The organism is Pontiella sulfatireligans (genome assembly GCF_900890705.1).
Lineage (GTDB): Bacteria > Verrucomicrobiota > Kiritimatiellia > Kiritimatiellales > Pontiellaceae > Pontiella > Pontiella sulfatireligans.
The window spans coordinates 3332203-3348284 of the sequence record NZ_CAAHFH010000001.1 but is presented as its reverse complement, the minus strand read 5'-3'; the positions used below and the strand labels follow the sequence as shown (position 1 = coordinate 3348284).

Here is a 16082-nt window from a genome sequence, read left to right as displayed (position 1 = left end):
CTATGAATCTTTTGATTTCCATCTTGTTTTGGGTCGGAATTGTCTTCTTGGTGGATGGTTCGTGCGGGTTGCTGCTGCAGGAAAAGTGGAAAAAAATGGCGGCGGGTTTGAATATCCAGCGGATTGCGCTGATCGAGATCGGTGTCGCATTTGCCCTGCTGGCAGGGCATTATTCACTGCGATGCTGGGGTGCGGGGTGAGCGGGCTGGGGGATTGCAGCCTGCTCCTCTTAAACCCCGGATTAAACTTCCATTTGCCTGCTTGACTTATAACCGGCTGCTTCATATGGTCTTCCGCTCTTTTGAAATTGAGATAGGTTTAGCGCAGGTGCTGCTGTCGCTTTTCATGATTTGTTGTTGCCCGATAGTGTAATGGAAGCACATGTGACTTTGACTCATAGGGTCCAGGTTCGAACCCTGGTCGGGCAACCATACTAATAAGTAGACATGATGAAAATTATATCAGGAACAGGACATCGGGCTTTAGCGGAGCGCATTGCAGCGGCCGCCGGGGTGGAATTGTGCGAAGTTGACATCACGCGATTCCCCGACGGAGAGATTTTCGTCAAGATCGTGGACAACGTCCGCGGGGACGACCTCTTTATTGTGCAGTCGGTTTCGATCGAGCCGAACAACTACCTGATGGAGCTGCTCATTATGATCGATGCGGCCAAGCGTGCATCGGCGGATCGCATTACGGCGGTTCTTCCTTACTACGGCTATGCGCGCCAGGACCGCAAAGACCAACCGCGCGTCCCGATTACCGCCAAGCTCGTGGCCACGCTGCTCGAAGCCGCCGGCGCCGACCGCGTACTCTGCTGCGATCTGCATGCCCAGCAGATTCAGGGCTTTTTCGATGTTCCGGTTGACCATCTCTATGCCTCGCCCGTGATTGTGAAATACCTGCGTTCGTATAATCTTGATGATTTAGTCGTGGTTTCCCCGGATGCGGGCGGTTTGAAAATGGCCGATGCCTACTCCAAGCTGTTGGGCGCGGGCATTGCACTGGTTGGAAAGCAGCGCAAAAGCGCCGAAGACGTTGAAGCCAACCATTTGGTGGGCGACGTGAAAGGGCGCAACACCTTGCTGGTTGACGATATGACCTCCACCGCCGGCACGTTGACGGCCGCCGCTAAGTTGCTGGAAAAAGCCGGCGCCAAGTCGATCCGCGCCGCAGTCAGCCATTCCCTGCTGACCCAGAAGGGCATTGACCGGTTGATCAATTCTTCCATCGACGAACTGGTGACCACCGATACGGTGCCGCAGCGCGAGTGGGACGATTTTAATGTTACTGTACTGTCTGTGGCTGGCATTTTGGCGGAAGCCATATGCCGCATCCACAACGACCAATCCGTCAGCTCGCTGTTCCGAGTTGACAAATAGGAGAGAACCAATGGAAGACGCAAAACTGATTGCAAAGAAGAGAACCTCGGAAGGCTCGAGCAACGCGCGCCGCATGCGCAGTGCCGGATCGCTTCCCGCCGTGATCTACGGCGACGAAAAGGAGCCCGTTTCAATCGAGCTTAACGCACACGATTTTGGACAGATCCTTCATCACCATGCCAGCGAAAGTCTCATTATCGAGATCGCGCTGGAAGGCGAAGGCGATATGAATGTATTGATCAAGGAAGTTCAGCGCCATCCGGTGACCAGCGACCTGTTGCATATCGACCTGCTGCGCGTTGCGGCCAATAAAGTGATCGCCGTTGATATTCCGGTTGAGCTCGTTGGCGAAGCGGCCGGCGTTAAGGCGGGTGGTTCGATTGACCACGTGATGCACTCCATCGGCGTGGAATGTCTGCCGGGTGAAATGGTTGAAGCTTTTGAAGTCGATGTTTCCGCTCTTGAAATCGGAGATTCCCTGAGTGTTGCCGACCTCAACCTGGACTCCAAGTTCAAGTTGCTGGTTGATGAAGATGCGATTATCGCTTCTGTATCCGAACCGACGGCTGAAGAGGAAGAAGCCGAAGAGGCTACTGACGAGCCGGAAGTGATCACCGAGAAGAATGTCGAAGAGTAATCTTTGCTTTCCCTTTCCGGGAGAATGATTTTGAAGCTGGTCGTTGGACTGGGGAATCCCGGAAAAGAATACGAGCGCACCCGCCACAACGTTGGATTTCTTGTGGTAGAGGAGATTGCCCGTCGGCAGGGCGCCGTATTCAAAAAAATGTTTTGGTTTCCCGCCCGGCAGGCCAAGTGCCGGATCGGGGAGCACGAGGTGCGGCTGCTTGAGCCGATGACCTACATGAACCGAAGCGGGCAGGCCGTCTGGGGCGCCATGAAAAAATGGCGCGTCGAAGCGGGCGAAACCGTGGTGGTTTACGACGATGTTGAATTAGAACTCGGAGCAATCCGGGTTCGCGGAAAAGGGACCGGCGGCAGCCATAACGGCATGAAGTCGGTGCTGGAGTGGCTCCAGACCAAAGCGTTCCCTCGGGTGCGGGTGGGGATTGGACCGAAGCCGGAGGGCGCGGACATGATCGGGTTCGTGCTGGGTAGCTTTGCCGATGAAGAGAGTTTGAGGCTGGAAAAGGTTGTCGAACGTGCCGCCGATGCGGTAGAAAGCATCTTTTCCATCGGAACTGAGCGAACGATGAATACGTTTAATCAGTCGAAGACAGGATAAGTTAAGGAGAAAGATATTGAATACGTTGTACGAAGGATTGTTCATCTTTCCGGAAACGCTGGACGAGGAAGGTCTCGATCAGGCGGTTGTCCGTGTGAAGGAAGAACTTGAAAAGCTGGGCGGCTCGATGGAGAGCAACACCCGCATGGGCAAGAAAAACTTTGCCCGTCCGCTCAAGAAGCAGAAGGCCGGACATTATGTGGTCATGATGTTCAAGCTTGACGGCGATAAGATGGACGCGCTCAAGGCTCGCCTTAAGCTGTCGACCAATGTGTTCCGCCACCAGTTTGTAGAAGCTAGCGGAGTTGCGGAAGCCGTCCAGGAGGCTTAAAATGGCCAGCTACAACCGGGTTCTATTAATGGGCAACCTGACGCGCAATCCGGAAATCCGGTACACGCCTTCAGGAACTGCCGTTGCTGATTTGGGAATGGCGGTCAGTGATAATTATAAGAATCAAGCAGGTGAAACGGTTGAACGCACTTGCTTTGTGGATGTTGTAGTGTGGGGGCGGCAGGCTGAAACATCGGCCGAATACCTCCATAAAGGATCACCGGTTTTTGTTGAAGGCCGCCTGCAGCTTGACCAATGGGAAGGCCAGCAGGGGGAAAAGCGGAGTAAACTTCGTGTCCGCGCCGATCGCGTCCAGTTTTTGGGCAGCCCGGCAAAGGGAGCGGAGTCTTCAGAGGCACCGGTTTCATCGGTTCCGCAGGAGCCGGCTTCACCGCCGGCAGCGAGTGTGGAAGATGACGATGATGTGCCGTTTTAGAGAAAGGATATAACTATGCGTCGTGGAAATAGTAGAAATAAAGATGATTACAAGCGCGATCCGGAGCTTCTTCGTGGAGTGACGTCGGTCGATTACAAGGATGCGGAACTGCTTAAGAAGTTTATGACGGATCGCGGCAAAATTCTGCCCGGCCGCATTACGGGCGCGAATGCCCAGCAGCAGCGCCATATCAAGAAGGCCATCCGCCGTGCGCGGGTTATGGGTCTTGTCCGATAGATTTGAAAGGAACGAATTATGGCTATTGAAGTCTTGTTGATGGACCAGGTCGAAGGCCTCGGTATCGAAGGTGATGTGGTGAAGGTTGCAGACGGCTATGCCCGCAACTTCCTTTTCCCGAAAGGCGTTGCTTCGGAAGTGACCGAAGGGAAGAAGCGCCAGATCGAGAAGAAGCGCCTCGAGCGCCTCGCCGTGCTGAAAAAGGAACAATCCGCAGCGGAAGAGCTGGCCAAGAAGATCGAAGGCTTGGAATGCACTATTTCCGCCAAAGTCGGTGAAAACGGAAAAATGTTTGGTTCCGTTACCGTGCCGCAGATCTTGGAAAAATTGAAGGAACAAGGGCTCGAGATCGACCGCTCAAAAATCAGTCTTGCGGCTCCGTTGCACGAACTCGGTGTGTTTGATGTTGCCATCAAGCTCCATCCGGAAGTCGTTGGCACGCTCAAGGTCTGGATCGTAGAAGAGAAATGATCCCCGAGGGTCCAGGGGCGGGACTCCGAATCCCCCCGCACAGCGAAGAGGCCGAGTGCGGGGTTTTGGGTTCCATCCTGTTGGATCCTGTCGGCTCCATTGATAAATGCTTAGCTAAGCGCTTGGGAAGCGGTGCGTTTTATGACCGTCGCCACCAAGCGCTTTTCGAGCAAATGGTGGACATGAGCCAGGCCAATGTGCCCATGGACGCCATCACCATTGCCGAATGGCTCAAGGACCACAACGCCCTTGATAAAGCCGGTGGCTACGATTATCTTGTTAAGCTTCAGGACAGCACGCTCGTGCCCGCGCATGTCGAGTTCTACTGCGATATCGTTCTGGATAAAAAGCTGTATCGGGAGCTCATCGAAAAGTCCTCGGAGACCATTGATGCGGCTTACAAGTGCGAAGACGAAGCCTCGCTGCTGGTAAGCCAGGCCGAGTCCTCGCTGTTTGAGCTCGGCAGCCACGGCGCCGAAAAGATTCCCGATTGGAAGGCTTCGGTTAAAGAGGCCTTCATCGAAATCGAAAACCGGGATCCCAACGATGTCATGAAGGGGGTCACCACCGGCTATATGGGCATGAATTCGGTGCTCGGCGGGCTGGCCAAGACCGACATGATCGTGCTGGCCGCCCGTCCCGCGATGGGCAAGACCTCACTGGCGCTGAACATTGCCGAAAACGCGGCGCTCGGTGTACATGGTCCGGCCGTTCCTGTGGCGGTGTTTAGTTTGGAAATGTCTCGCGAGCAGCTGGTAAACCGCATGCTCTTCAGCCATGCCAAGATTTCGGCCCACAAGCTGCGAGGCAGGAAGATGACCTCCAGCGAGCACGCCCAGATTACGGCGGCGGTGGACCGCCTCTCCAAGGCGGAGATCTTTATCGACGATACGCCGGGCCTCGAAGCGGTAGAGCTGCGTTCACGCGCCCGGCGCCTGAAGACCCGCTACGGCGTTGGTTTGATCGTGATCGACTATCTGCAGCTCATGAACTTTTCGAAGTTTGCAAAAGATGGCCGGCAGCGTGAAACGATGGCCATTTCCGGCGCGGTTAAAGCCATGGCCAAGGAGCTGGATGTTCCGGTTATGGTGCTCAGTCAGCTCAGCCGCGCCACTGAAGGGCGGGGCGATAATATCCCGAAGCTTTCCGACCTGCGCGACTCCGGTGCCATCGAGCAGGACGCCGACGTCGTGATGCTGCTCTACCGACCGAGCTACTATAAGCAAGGGGACGATCGCAATACCGACAACTTGGCGGTGGTAGACATCGCCAAGTTCCGCCACGGATCGACCGGCGAAATCAAGATGAATTTTATACGGGAATACACCCGTTTCGAAGACCGCACAGAACGCGAAGACGATGAATACAGTCCAGGCGCCTAAGCGTCCGGCTCTTCCTTTGGATCTCTATGAAAAAAGCACTGACCCTTTTATTCGCTTGTTTGGCCCTATTTTCCGTGCAGGCGGAAACCGTTACGAATATTCGGATCGTCAACCAGGCCGGCGAGTCGTACGACCTCAGTTCGGTCGCCGCTTTTACCTCATTCAAGATCGGCGAGGAAGTTGCGGATCGTGAAACCATTCTCGCGTCCATTGCGGTGGACGTCAACCGAATGCGGGAGTCCGGCCGCTACTCCTATGTCAACGCTCGCATGGACGTAGAGGGCGGCGGCGTTATCTTGGTGTACACGGTGCAAGCCAAGCACCGGATTCGAAGCATTCGGATTGCCGGTGCGGATAAAATGCGCAAACGCAAGGTGCTGAAGAAATCGGAACTCGAAATCGGCCAGTTTGCCGACGATGCCACCTTTGCGCAGGCTACGGAAAAGCTGAAGGAAGCCTATCGCGACTTTTGGTATCCTGATGCCAAGATTACATGGAGTTCATCCGCCGATGACGAGCTGGGAGTGGTTGATTTGACCCTGCGTGTCAAAGAAGGCGGAAAGCTCGGCATCAAAAAGATCGTTTTTGAAGGCAACGAGTTTGTGGAGGACAAGAAGCTTCGCAAGGTGATGGCGCAGAAGCAGAGGTGGTTTCTGTCGTTCATAACCGGAGCGGGCAAGTATAAGCCGGAAGACACCGATATGGATGTTTTCGCCATTAAGTCGCTCTATATGAACGCAGGCTTTTTGGATGTAGTGGTTTATGAACCCGTGCTGGACTCCGCCAAACCGAAGAAGTCGCGGCTGGTCATTAAAATCGACGAAGGCCGTCGCTACAGCATTGGGAAGGTCGCCATCACGGGCATGGAGGAGTTTTCGGAGCAAGAGCTCCGCTACGGAGTGCGGTTGCGTCCCGGCGACGTGGCTGCCTATGCTTCCCTGTCGCAAGCCAGCGAAAGCATTCGTGCCTATTACGGAAACCGCGGCTATATCCGCACCCGGGTGAGTCAGGTGCTCGATGCCAATGCGGAAACTGGAACCGTTGATGTCCGCTATGAAATTACAGAGGGCTCGATCGGCTACATCAACAAGATTAACATTCTGGGCAACGAGCGTACCCAGGACAAGGTGATCCGGCGCGAAATCGTCATCTATCCGGGCAATCAGTACAACCGCAGCCGCGTCATGACCTCCGAAAACATTCTGCGCAACCTCAATTATTTTGAATTCGTCACCGCCTCCGAAGCAGAGCTCGAGGAAAGCGACAAATACGACCTGAACTTCCAAGTGAAGGAAAAGCCAACCGGCCAGTTTTCGGCCGGGGTCGGTTTTTCCAGCGTCGATTCGCTGGTGGGCTATGTTGAACTCTCGCAAGGCAACTTCGACTACAAAACCTGGCCCCCGATCGGCGCCGGTCAAAAGTTCAAGATCCGCGCCCAGCTGGGCACCGAGCGCAACGACCTTGATGTCTCTTTTGTTGAACCTTGGTTCCTCAACCGCAAGCTTTCGTTCGGAATCGATCTGTTCCATCGTGAAGCGGAGTATTTCAGCGACGACTACGACCAGAAAAACGATGGCGGCCGGATCTCGCTGGGCAAACCGCTTTCCCGCTTTACGCGCGGCACGGTGTCCTACGCCTTGGAGAACATTAACGTCTACGATGTTGACTCCAACGCATCGGATGCTTTGAAGGAGGAAGAGGGCACCCGCATTAAGAGCAGTCTCGACTTTACCTGGACCCGCGACACCCGCGACAAGTTCTTCAATCCTACGCGTGGCAACAAAACCTTGGTGACCCCGTATTATTCCGGCGGATCGCTTGGCGGTGAAACCGATATCTTCGGCGGACGCATCAAGTCCACCCAGTACTGGCCGCTGATCGGAGGCATGGTTTTGAATCTACGGGGCCAAATAGAGTCGGTAGAGGCCTACGGCGACAGCAACGGATCCACCAGCTATGGGGACGGCGTTCCGATTTTCGACCGGTTGTTTTTGGGCGGTTCATACACGCTGCGTGGTTTTGAATACCGCGACGTCGGCCCCAAAGATCCGGATGACGGCGAGCCTGTCGGCGGCAACAGTTCGCTCTACGGAACCTTGGAGCTGACCTATCCAATCTGGAACAAGATTCGTGGAGCCACCTTTTATGACTGGGGTGTGGTGAACGCTGATTCGTGGGATTTCGATCCATCCAACTACTATGACAATTGGGGCATCGGTCTGCGGTTCGACCTGCCCGGCTTCCCGCTGCATCTCGACTATGCCTGGCCGATGACCTACGACGATGAGCAAGACGGCAAGGGTCGCTTCAACTTCCTCATTGGGCACAGCTTTTAGTAGAGGAAACGTGAAAAGTGAAGCTTGAAACCTAAAGCAGTCTCGCTTTCACATTTCAACTTTCAAGTTTCAAGTTTCAGGTTTCAGGTTTCAGGTTTCAAGTTTCAGGTTTCAGCCCACAGCCACCTTCACCACCACCTTATGGATGGGGCCGCTTCCAATCAGCGGGAGATGGGCATCGGATGGCAGGAAAACCGCAAAGCCGGTCGGCGGCACGCGCACGATGCTTTCCGGCTCGCCCTCAAAAAACTCCAGATCTTTCTCTTGGTTGTATTCAACCGAGCTGGCCAAGCCTTCGCGCGGAGACCAGCCCATCGACTCCTCGCCGCTGATGACATATTGAATGTCGATGTATCTCCGATGGCCCTCAAGCAGGGCACCCTCAATCTTGCGTCCTGAGCGTCGCTGGACGAGGGCAAACACGCGGTCGCCTAGAATCTCATATTTACCGTCTTCCAGGTCAGCGAGCCCGGGCTGGTCAAGAAATCCGAACGCTTCCGAGATGCCCACTTTCAGCCCTGCATACTTCGCCGCATTCGATAGTGTATCCAGTATCATTGCTCTCTCCTTCAATGGTGACGAGGCTCCCGGCCCCTTCGGTTCTAAAATCCAAAGCCCATTTGTCCGGCCTTTTGGTCCTTCAGCTTTTCGTCCGAGCCAAGCAGGGCAATAAACTGTTCTTCATTAAGAATCGTTACGCCCAGTTTTTCAGCTTTTGCCAGCTTTGACCCCGCGCTTGCTCCGGCTACCAGATAACTGGTGTTTTTCGAGATACTGCCACTCACCTTGCCTCCACGTGCGCGAATCTTGTCGCCGCCCTCGTCGCGCGTCATGGTTTCGAGTGAGCCAGTCAGCACAAAGGTCAAGCCTTCGAGTTCATTGCTGCCCACGCTGTCGCTCTGTTCAAAGGTAACGCCGGCGACACGGAGCTGGTCGATCACGGCGCGGGCTTCCAACGATTGAAAATATTCCACGACCGACTTTCCAACAATGGGCCCAATGTCGTGGATGGTTTCCAGTGCTTGGACGTCGGCCTCCATCAGTGCATCGATGTTTTTAAACTCGTTGGCCAGAATCGTGGCCGCTCCTTTGCCGACGTGCCGGATGCCGAGGCCGAACAGAATCTTTTCGAAGGGCCGCGATTTGCTCTCTTCCAGCCCTTTGATGAGATTGTCGGCCGACTTCTCGCCCATGCGCTCTAGGCCGAGCACTTCAATCTTTTGCAACGCATACAGCTCGGCCGGGTTTTTGACTAGGCCGCCATCCACGAGCTGCTCAACAAGCGACTCTCCGAGGCCGTTGATATCCATCGCGCCGCGCGAGGCAAAGTGGGTGAGCCAGCTTTTTACCTGTGCCGGGCACTGCAGGTTGGTGCAGCGCAGGGCAACCTCGCCCTCGCGCTTTTCTGTTTCGCTGCCGCAGACCGGGCAGGCGGTTGGCATGTTGAAATCCAGCTCCGCGCCCGTGCGCTTTTCGGTGACGACCCGAACGACCGCGGGAATGATTTCTCCGGCCTTTTCGATGATGACGCGGTCGCCGACCTTGATGTCCTTGCGCCGAATTTCATCTTCGTTGTGGAGCGTGGCGCGCTTGACGACGGTGCCGGCCAGTTGCACGGGTTCCAGCTCGGCGACGGGGGTCAGCACGCCCGTGCGGCCCACTTGGATCGTGATGGCGTGCAGTGTGGTTTCGGCTTGTTCCGGTTCATACTTGTAGGCCACCGCCCAGCGCGGGCTTTTTGCGGTGTAGCCTAGCTCTTCGTAGAGCCGCCGTTCGTTCACCTTGATCACGCCGCCATCCATTTCAAATGGGAATTCATGGCGCATGGCTTCGAGTTCATCCAGCCGTTGCAGGACTTCTTCAATTTCCTTGCTGAGCCAATAGTTGGGTGTAATCCGCAATCCGTAGCCTTTCAGGGTCTGAAGCATCTGTTCGTGGGAGTCGAATGCAATTCCGTCCAGTTGGCCGGTGGCATAGAAGATGGCGTCGAGCGGGCGCTTGTCCACTTCGCGCGGGTCGAGCAGCTTGAGCGATCCGGCACAGGCGTTGCGCGGATTGGCAAACGGCTCATGTCCGGCTTCCTGCCGCTGCTCGTTGAGTTTGGCGAAGCCGGCGGTGTCCATGTAGATCTCGCCGCGGACTTCCAGCACGGCCGGCGGCATTAGGTCGGAAAGGCGCAGCGGAATGGAGTTGATCGTCCGGACGTTGGACGTCACGTCGTCTCCGGTGGCGCCGTCGCCGCGCGTTACGGCGCGCACCAGCTCGCCGTTTTCGTAGCGCAGCGAAATCGCCACGCCGTCGATCTTGGGCTCCAGGATATAGTCGAACGTTTCCTCCGGGATTAGCTTGCGGATGCGCCGGTCGAATTCAACGAGCTCCTCTTTCGAGTAGGTGTTCGACAGGCTCATCATCGGCATGGCATGCGGAACGTTGTCAAAACTGTCGAGCGGGGCGCCGCCCACGCGCTGGGTGGGGGAGGTTGCGCTAGCGAACTCCGGGAACTGTTGTTCGAGTTCCTCTAAGGCTTGAAGGAGCGTGTCGTATTCGCGGTCGGCGATCTCGGGCGCGGCGTCGATGTAGTAGAGCCGGTTGTGCCGCTCGATCTCTGCCCGCAGTTTCTCTATCCGTTGCTTCGCATTCGCTTTGTCAGTCATACGGAAAAATTTACCTTGTTAGGTAAACCGGGTCAATCCAGAGCCGAAGAATGTCGATGAGGCATCTTGCCGCATATGGCAGATCGGGAGATCTTTGCTTGTGCAACGAGGCAGGATGCCTTGTCTATGTTATAGGCAGAGTCAGCGTAAAGGAAACCATGCCGTCTTTGTAGGGATCGAGTACGAGGTCGCCGCCGTGGGCGCGGGCAATCTCGCGGGCGAGGCTGAGGCCAAGGCCGGAACCGGCGGTGGTGCGCGATTTTTCAACGCGGTGAAAGCGGTCGAACAGCAGCGGCTGGTCTTCGTCGGGGATCGGCGGCGCGGTGTTGGCCAGCGTAAAGCGGACGGCCTGTTTGTCCTGTTCCAGCGTAAAGACCGCGTGCCCGTTTTCATCCGCATATTTGGCGGCGTTCGACGCCATGTTGCGGATGGTCTGGTTGAGTAGGGCGGGGTCGGCCAAAATTTCGATGCGCTCTCCGATGTGCGTATCGATTTTCAGCTTCGGTGCCATGATCTCGATGTCTTCCGTGGCGTTGTGGATCAGTTCGCTCAGATCGACCGGCACGGTGTTAATGTTCAACCGGCCTTCATCGGCGTGGGCGAGCAGGAGCAGTTTCTGTACAACGCTTTTAAGGTTGCGCAGCTCTTCGAGCAGCATGCTGTAGCGTTGCTGTTCGGTGGAGCCGTCTTCCGAGGATTGGATGGCGTTGTCGAGTTCGCCCTGGAGGATGGTGAGCGGGGTTTGCAGTTCGTGGGCGGCGTCGGCACTGAAACGGACGGCCTGGTGGTAGCTTGTTTCAAGGCGGTCGAGCATGCCGTTGGAAACACGGACCAAGCGTTCCAGCTCCTCATCGTTTCCAACCATCGGAATGCGTTTGTCCAGCCCTTTGGCGGTGATGCCTTCGGCGGTGTCGGCAATGATGGCCACCGGCCTCATGGCACCCGCGGCGAGGAACCAACCGGTGATGCCTAGCAGCAGCAAGCCAAGCGGCACGGCAACCATGAACGCGACCCGAAAGCGGTTGATGTCGGCATAAAACGCGTTCATGTCCATCGCCACGATAACGGTCAACTCGGGGTCTCTGAAAATGCCAATCCGCCAGCTTCCAGAGGGGGTTTCCTGCGTTTGAAAGGCGGCGACGTCTGAAAGAGGAGGTTGGTCATCCATCGGCGGTCTGCGGAACGGGGGGGCATCGAGTTCCGCGATTTCTTCCGTTGCGATGAATCCATCGTCGTCGGCATCGGCTTCATAGAAGACGTGTGCTGGGCCATCGAACTCATCGTGCGAAATCCGGCCATCCTTGTTTTTGTCCAAGTGTTCTAAATGATCCTTGGTTCCCGGCCGGTCCTGTTCCGGTGGAGAGGGGAGCGCGGGGCGGGGCAGTGCGGCCAGTACCGCCGGTGCGTTTTCAGATTGAAACAGGGTGCGGTCGCGCGAGTCGCTAACCAATAGGGCGATGCGCGAGATATGCCCTTCACCATAGATGAATTTAAGCGACTTGTCGAAGTTCTGCCAATGCTCAGGCGGATGTCCTACTCGCAATTGCGCTTCGACCAGCGAGCGAATCTCGCGGTCCATCCGGTCGATGCCGGACTGGTAGATGAAGGCAAAAAACACCATGCCGAAAACGGTCAGCAACGTACCGGAAATGGCAAACGAAATGGTGGCAATCTTAAATTTGAAAGAGAGTTTCATGATCGCGTGAGTCGTGATGTGTAAAGCGTGAGAAGGGATGTTGGATTCCCAATCCGAGTAAAATTATTTTGCCACAAAAACATTCTGTCTACCCCGCTGCCAGGAAGCGGTAGCCGACGCCGCGAACGGTGCCGATGAGAGAGGAGGCGTCCGGCGAGTCGATCTTGCCGCGCACGCGGCGGATGTAAACATCGACGACATTGGTTTGCGGGTCGAAGTCGTATCCCCAAACGTGCTCCAGCAGCTGGGTGCGGGAATAGACACGGCCGGGCGAGCGCATCAGCAGTTCGAGCAGGTTGAATTCCCGGCTGGTCAGTTCCAGCGTTTCGCCGTCGCGCTTGACCTCGCGCGTGATGAGGTTGAGCGCAATGTTCCCGTGGTGAATGACGCTGAGTTGTTCGCCGGATGCGCGCCGGCTGACTGCGATGATGCGGGCGATGAGCTCCTCCATGAAAAAGGGCTTCGGCAGGTAGTCGTCGGCCCCCATGTTGAGGCCTTCGACCCGCTCGTCGAGCCCGCTGCGGGCAGTGAGCAGAATGACCGGCACCGTATTCTTTTCTTCGCGAAGCGCCCGCAGAATACTCAGTCCGTCGCGTCCCGGCAACATGATATCTAGCAGGATCACGTCATAGTTTTCACCCGACGCCAAGTCATAGCCGCTATCGCCGTCATGGCAGGCGTCCACCACATAGCCCTGCTCCTTCAAGCCCTTCTGGACGAAGGAGGAAATCTTGCGGTCGTCTTCTACAATTAAAACTTTCATACGTCTTGATTACCATATGGATTTGAAAACAGGCGACGGATTAATCATTACAAAACATTCATAAAGCCGCGCGGTTGATTGTCATCTAAGGCGGTTCAAATGATCGGCGTCATAAGGAAACACTTAACCCCAGGAGACTCCTATGAACGCAAAGATGAATACGCAGTTAGTTGCTCTATGCCTGTTCGCAGCAGGCACTGCCATGGCCCGCCCCGGTGGAAACGAAAACAAACAGCCCCCCAGCGCCGCCGATTTTGTGAAGACGCTTGACAAAGACAATGACGGGAAGGTTTCAAAAAGCGAGTTCAACGGCCCCGCCGAGCACTTTGCTCAATTTGACCAAAACAGCGACGGCTACATCAGCGCCGCCGAAGCCCCTACCGGACCGCCATCTGAACAGAAACAGGGACAACAACTGGAACAGCAAGGGCAGGGCCGGCAACAACAGGGCTCTAAGTCCGGTGGTGCCGATTTTGTGACGAGGCTCGATAAGAACAACGATGGCAAGGTTTCGTCCTCAGAGTTCGACGGCCCGGCCGAACACTTCTCCGAGATGGATAAAAACAACGACGGATATCTCAGCAAAGATGAAGCGCCCACTGGGCCCCCTCCTGGCGGTCGCAAGTAATACACGGCCGCCCAGAGATGCCTCTTTCCCCTCTCCGCATCTCTGGGCGGTCACTTTGTTGAAGTAGTAACAGGAGCATAATCATGGGAAACCGAAAGGAGCAACGCCAATGACCACGACTGAAAAAAAGAAATATTTGCGGGAAAACCGCTGGGCGAAATCGCGCCGTGCGGAGAGCCGGGGCGATTACAAGAAAGCCTTGAAAATCCATAAAGACATCCTAGCCGAGGACGATTCGTCCTATGCGGTTTTTCTGCGGGCGGGCTGGCTTTCCTACAGGCTGGGAGCCTTTGAAGAGGCGCTCCGCTTCTATGAACAGGCCAGCGCAATAAGCAATGACGAGGGGTCTGTGCACGGCATCATGAACTGCCTCATCGCACTCGGCGACGCCGACACCTTGGCCAAAGTGGCGGAATCGATTTATGGAGCGCAGAAACCGGTTCACTGTTCCGCCGCGGCATAAACACAAGCCCGAGAGGAGCCATTGAAATGAAAAAAAATATCGCACCGTTCGCATTTATCGCCATCGGCTTCACCGAACCGGTCGAAGTCACATTCTGCCGCGGCATCGTCGTATAATTCTTCCCCCACCGACTGCCCGGAAGCGCTCCCTCCCCCCCCCCCCCCCTAATGGGAGGGAGGTTAAGCATTTTTTTACTCCCTTTGGCCGTACTGTTGCGCGAGTATTTCGTACTCAACGCTTAGGAATTTCGCTGTTTCAACCTCCGTTAGCATTTCAGCTCCTTTTTGAACGGAAAATTCCGACGGAGGCGTGCGGCAAATCCGTGGCTCTGCCCGCCATGCTTATAGATGAACCAGCAGCCTTGATTGCCCTCAGGCTCGAATCCATCTTTTTCCTGATCCCGCGCCGCGGCCCCAGGGCGGCTTGAAGGAAGGTATGAACCAGCTCTATGCATAATGTGAAGCAGTGTAGCTTTATACCCTGCCTTTTCAGGAAGAAGGCTGGGGCGTCTGATTCTGTTCCTGAGTGCCGCCGACAGATTGAACAGTACGATCGCAGCAAACAGAAGCTGTTCAATTCGCAGGAGCTTTCGTTTGCGGATTCTCTCAATCCCGATCCTTGTCTTCAGGTGACGGAAGGCGAGTTCGACGCAATAGCGCTGCAGGTATAGCTTCGTCACTTCCCGCCACCCGAAGACAACTTCGTCAATCAAGGTGGTAATCAATACTTGCGAACGAGCTTGGAGGTGCCGCGCGTTCGGATCAGGCGCACCTTTATGCACGTCCCCAAAAGATGATGGTGGCCTGGATAGTTGGCCAAATGGATTTTGCTCAGCTTGATGCCGATGACAGCGGAGCGCTTTTTTGCCTTGAGGAACTTCTTTGCAAGTGCGCAGTTCTTGAGCGGCATCAGCAATTCATGGTTCTTATCCATGCTGATCGCGATGAATGCCATGCCGTTGTACCCTGCATCGGCCATGTACAGGGATCGGGTCGCATTCGAAACATATGCCCAATGGCAATGGCTCGTTCCGGGGTGTTGCAGTGCTCGAACCTGAAATCCTCGAACGTACCGGTGGATAACTCATAGAAGCCGAGTGCTTGGGACTGGACATAATGACCCTGCCCCGCTCCGTATTTATCCCTTGTCGGCTGTGTATCGGCGAACGAACCTTGGTTCCGTCAGGTATCAGGACCTTTAGGCCATGGAATGTGCGGCCGTTCGTTCCATATTCATTCCGATGGCTATTCACGAGCTGTTGCCGCACGATATCGGCAGGCAGTTTGGCGCAGGCCTCATCATACGATTCCCTTGCAGGAAGCATCCCGTCTCCTCTCCCTGACAATGCCCAGTTCAAACAGTTTGGCGATCAGCCGGGCAACGCCGCACCCAAAGCCCTGCTAGGCATCGAGCACAAGGGAGAAAAGAACAACCTCCAGCGGGAAAACACGCGATCTGGAAAACGCCCTTTTTTTAGGGCCGTCATATCGAAGGTTTCTTTCGACACAAGCTCTCCGAAGCTTGCAAGGAGACGGTTGGACTTGTCGGTGTTAATCATCGTGGCCTCCCTTCTTGATCAATTTCATGTTTATCGTGCTCAGTTCGTTGTGCAGCAGCCTTATCCTTGCCCCCTGGGCCGCTGCCGCCTTGAATTGGTTTAGATGCGCCGCCGAGATGTAGGTAATCTTGTTTTTTCCCCTGATGCTATGGGAGAGGTAGTAGAACGGGCTCTCCTTGCCGCAGGTCTTTCGGGTCGTTTCAACAACCGACCCGTTCACCCAAAGCGGCGCTTCACCTATTTCCTTCCAACAGCACATCGCGTCGTGTCCTCAATTTTTCGACTTCATCCATCCCCGCCGCGCTCCTTTTTTTGAATATGCGTATACGCATATCACACGGCGCAGAAAAAAACAACCTGCGTTCTGCGAAATCTTGACAGGATGGCGAGTTAAGGAGGCTGTTCCCTCTTCAGAAGAGGAGTTGCAACGTTCATTTATCGGTGCGTAGCGGTTGGCCGCAACTCAGCATCAAAATGCTTAACCTCCCACCCATTACCCCCC

20 protein-coding genes and 1 tRNA gene are annotated in these 16082 nt (G+C 55.4%); 13 read left to right on the top strand and 8 right to left on the bottom strand.

The genetic code is table 11. The annotated features are described in order from the left end of the window. Nucleotides 1–2: 2 nt before the first annotated feature. The 11 genes from SCARR_RS11780 to bamA all read left to right on the top strand — a co-directional run bounded on the left by SCARR_RS11780 (nt 3) and on the right by bamA (nt 7818). Complete coding sequence (locus SCARR_RS11780) at nt 3–200, top strand: hypothetical protein (RefSeq protein ID WP_136061771.1); 198 nt, start codon at nt 3–5, stop codon at nt 198–200. Between the two features lie 157 nt (nt 201–357). Then, a tRNA-Gln gene (locus SCARR_RS11775) sits at nt 358–431 on the top strand. A gap of 18 nt (nt 432–449) precedes the next feature. Beyond that, nucleotides 450–1382, top strand: coding sequence for a ribose-phosphate diphosphokinase (locus tag SCARR_RS11770; RefSeq protein ID WP_136062168.1), 933 nt, complete (start codon nt 450–452; stop codon nt 1380–1382). A 10-nt stretch (nt 1383–1392) separates the two neighbouring features. Next, nucleotides 1393–2019 carry a 50S ribosomal protein L25 gene (locus SCARR_RS11765; RefSeq protein WP_168433257.1) on the top strand — a complete coding sequence of 209 codons (627 nt, stop codon included), beginning with the start codon at nt 1393–1395 and terminating at the stop codon, nt 2017–2019. A 30-nt stretch (nt 2020–2049) separates the two neighbouring features. Continuing rightward, complete coding sequence (pth, locus tag SCARR_RS11760) at nt 2050–2625, top strand: aminoacyl-tRNA hydrolase (protein ID WP_168433256.1); 576 nt, start codon at nt 2050–2052, stop codon at nt 2623–2625. Nucleotides 2626–2641: 16 nt separating this feature from the next. Beyond that, the gene (gene rpsF / locus SCARR_RS11755; protein WP_168433255.1) at nt 2642–2956 is read left to right on the top strand and encodes a 30S ribosomal protein S6; all 315 of its coding nucleotides are present in this window, start codon (nt 2642–2644) and stop codon (nt 2954–2956) included. A gap of 1 nt (nt 2957) precedes the next feature. Then, on the top strand, nt 2958–3392 hold the full coding sequence (locus tag SCARR_RS11750) for a single-stranded DNA-binding protein (protein WP_136061767.1): 435 nt from the start codon (nt 2958–2960) through the stop codon (nt 3390–3392). Between the two features lie 15 nt (nt 3393–3407). After that, nucleotides 3408–3629, top strand: a complete 222-nt coding sequence (gene rpsR / locus SCARR_RS11745) for a 30S ribosomal protein S18 (protein WP_136061766.1) — start codon at nt 3408–3410, stop codon at nt 3627–3629. Nucleotides 3630–3647: 18 nt separating this feature from the next. After that, nucleotides 3648–4100, top strand: coding sequence for a 50S ribosomal protein L9 (gene rplI, locus SCARR_RS11740; protein ID WP_136061765.1), 453 nt, complete (start codon nt 3648–3650; stop codon nt 4098–4100). Continuing rightward, nucleotides 4097–5482 carry a replicative DNA helicase gene (dnaB, locus tag SCARR_RS11735; protein WP_136061764.1) on the top strand — a complete coding sequence of 462 codons (1386 nt, stop codon included), beginning with the start codon at nt 4097–4099 and terminating at the stop codon, nt 5480–5482. Before rplI ends, dnaB begins: the two co-directional genes overlap by 4 nt. Nucleotides 5483–5508: 26 nt before the next feature. Beyond that, a complete protein-coding gene (bamA, locus tag SCARR_RS11730; RefSeq protein ID WP_136061763.1) occupies nt 5509–7818 on the top strand; it encodes an outer membrane protein assembly factor BamA in 2310 nt (769 codons plus the stop codon). A 111-nt stretch (nt 7819–7929) separates the two neighbouring features. Here the strand turns inward: bamA and SCARR_RS11725 are convergent, their stop codons facing one another. The 4 genes from SCARR_RS11725 to SCARR_RS11710 all read right to left on the bottom strand — a co-directional run bounded on the left by SCARR_RS11725 (nt 7930) and on the right by SCARR_RS11710 (nt 12931). Then, nucleotides 7930–8376, bottom strand: coding sequence for a YhcH/YjgK/YiaL family protein (locus SCARR_RS11725; RefSeq protein ID WP_136061762.1), 447 nt, complete (start codon nt 8374–8376; stop codon nt 7930–7932). A gap of 44 nt (nt 8377–8420) precedes the next feature. Continuing rightward, nucleotides 8421–10472, bottom strand: a complete 2052-nt coding sequence (gene ligA / locus SCARR_RS11720) for an NAD-dependent DNA ligase LigA (RefSeq protein WP_136061761.1) — start codon at nt 10470–10472, stop codon at nt 8421–8423. A 124-nt stretch (nt 10473–10596) separates the two neighbouring features. Then, entirely contained in the window at nt 10597–12168 is a 1572-nt protein-coding gene (locus SCARR_RS11715) for an ATP-binding protein (protein WP_136061760.1), read from the bottom strand. A gap of 88 nt (nt 12169–12256) precedes the next feature. Beyond that, nucleotides 12257–12931 (bottom strand): response regulator transcription factor, encoded by a 675-nt coding sequence (locus SCARR_RS11710; protein ID WP_136061759.1) that lies wholly within the window; start codon nt 12929–12931, stop codon nt 12257–12259. A gap of 142 nt (nt 12932–13073) precedes the next feature. Between SCARR_RS11710 and SCARR_RS11705 the strand changes: the two genes are divergently transcribed. Both SCARR_RS11705 and SCARR_RS11700 read left to right on the top strand, forming a co-directional pair. After that, nucleotides 13074–13559 (top strand): EF-hand domain-containing protein, encoded by a 486-nt coding sequence (locus tag SCARR_RS11705; RefSeq protein WP_136061758.1) that lies wholly within the window; start codon nt 13074–13076, stop codon nt 13557–13559. Between the two features lie 109 nt (nt 13560–13668). Then, on the top strand, nt 13669–14022 hold the full coding sequence (locus SCARR_RS11700) for a tetratricopeptide repeat protein (RefSeq protein ID WP_136061757.1): 354 nt from the start codon (nt 13669–13671) through the stop codon (nt 14020–14022). Between the two features lie 265 nt (nt 14023–14287). Here the strand turns inward: SCARR_RS11700 and SCARR_RS11695 are convergent, their stop codons facing one another. The 4 genes from SCARR_RS11695 to SCARR_RS11685 form a co-directional block, all read right to left on the bottom strand. Continuing rightward, a complete protein-coding gene (locus SCARR_RS11695; protein WP_168433254.1) occupies nt 14288–14803 on the bottom strand; it encodes a transposase in 516 nt (171 codons plus the stop codon). Next, on the bottom strand, nt 14743–14976 hold the full coding sequence (locus SCARR_RS28160; protein WP_168433253.1) for a hypothetical protein: 234 nt from the start codon (nt 14974–14976) through the stop codon (nt 14743–14745). Before SCARR_RS28160 ends, SCARR_RS11695 begins: the two co-directional genes overlap by 61 nt. A 415-nt stretch (nt 14977–15391) precedes the next feature. Further along, nucleotides 15392–15580 (bottom strand): hypothetical protein, encoded by a 189-nt coding sequence (locus SCARR_RS11690; RefSeq protein ID WP_136059844.1) that lies wholly within the window; start codon nt 15578–15580, stop codon nt 15392–15394. Next, nucleotides 15573–15839 carry a DUF6788 family protein gene (locus tag SCARR_RS11685; RefSeq protein WP_136061755.1) on the bottom strand — a complete coding sequence of 89 codons (267 nt, stop codon included), beginning with the start codon at nt 15837–15839 and terminating at the stop codon, nt 15573–15575. Before SCARR_RS11685 ends, SCARR_RS11690 begins: the two co-directional genes overlap by 8 nt. Nucleotides 15840–16082: the final 243 nt, after the last annotated feature.

Coding starts and splice junctions, on each gene's coding strand:
- SCARR_RS28160 (WP_168433253.1), bottom strand. CDS start 14,976: ATGGCATTCATCGCGATCAGCATGGATAAGAACCATGAATTGCTGATG.
- SCARR_RS11710 (WP_136061759.1), bottom strand. CDS start 12,931: ATGAAAGTTTTAATTGTAGAAGACGACCGCAAGATTTCCTCCTTCGTC.
- SCARR_RS11705 (WP_136061758.1), top strand. CDS start 13,074: ATGAACGCAAAGATGAATACGCAGTTAGTTGCTCTATGCCTGTTCGCA.
- rpsR (WP_136061766.1), top strand. CDS start 3,408: ATGCGTCGTGGAAATAGTAGAAATAAAGATGATTACAAGCGCGATCCG.
- SCARR_RS11690 (WP_136059844.1), bottom strand. CDS start 15,580: ATGATTAACACCGACAAGTCCAACCGTCTCCTTGCAAGCTTCGGAGAG.
- ligA (WP_136061761.1), bottom strand. CDS start 10,472: ATGACTGACAAAGCGAATGCGAAGCAACGGATAGAGAAACTGCGGGCA.
- bamA (WP_136061763.1), top strand. CDS start 5,509: ATGAAAAAAGCACTGACCCTTTTATTCGCTTGTTTGGCCCTATTTTCC.
- rplI (WP_136061765.1), top strand. CDS start 3,648: ATGGCTATTGAAGTCTTGTTGATGGACCAGGTCGAAGGCCTCGGTATC.
- SCARR_RS11780 (WP_136061771.1), top strand. CDS start 3: ATGAATCTTTTGATTTCCATCTTGTTTTGGGTCGGAATTGTCTTCTTG.
- SCARR_RS11685 (WP_136061755.1), bottom strand. CDS start 15,839: ATGTGCTGTTGGAAGGAAATAGGTGAAGCGCCGCTTTGGGTGAACGGG.
- SCARR_RS11725 (WP_136061762.1), bottom strand. CDS start 8,376: ATGATACTGGATACACTATCGAATGCGGCGAAGTATGCAGGGCTGAAA.
- dnaB (WP_136061764.1), top strand. CDS start 4,097: ATGATCCCCGAGGGTCCAGGGGCGGGACTCCGAATCCCCCCGCACAGC.
- SCARR_RS11750 (WP_136061767.1), top strand. CDS start 2,958: ATGGCCAGCTACAACCGGGTTCTATTAATGGGCAACCTGACGCGCAAT.
- SCARR_RS11715 (WP_136061760.1), bottom strand. CDS start 12,168: ATGAAACTCTCTTTCAAATTTAAGATTGCCACCATTTCGTTTGCCATT.
- SCARR_RS11765 (WP_168433257.1), top strand. CDS start 1,393: ATGGAAGACGCAAAACTGATTGCAAAGAAGAGAACCTCGGAAGGCTCG.
- SCARR_RS11700 (WP_136061757.1), top strand. CDS start 13,669: ATGACCACGACTGAAAAAAAGAAATATTTGCGGGAAAACCGCTGGGCG.
- SCARR_RS11770 (WP_136062168.1), top strand. CDS start 450: ATGAAAATTATATCAGGAACAGGACATCGGGCTTTAGCGGAGCGCATT.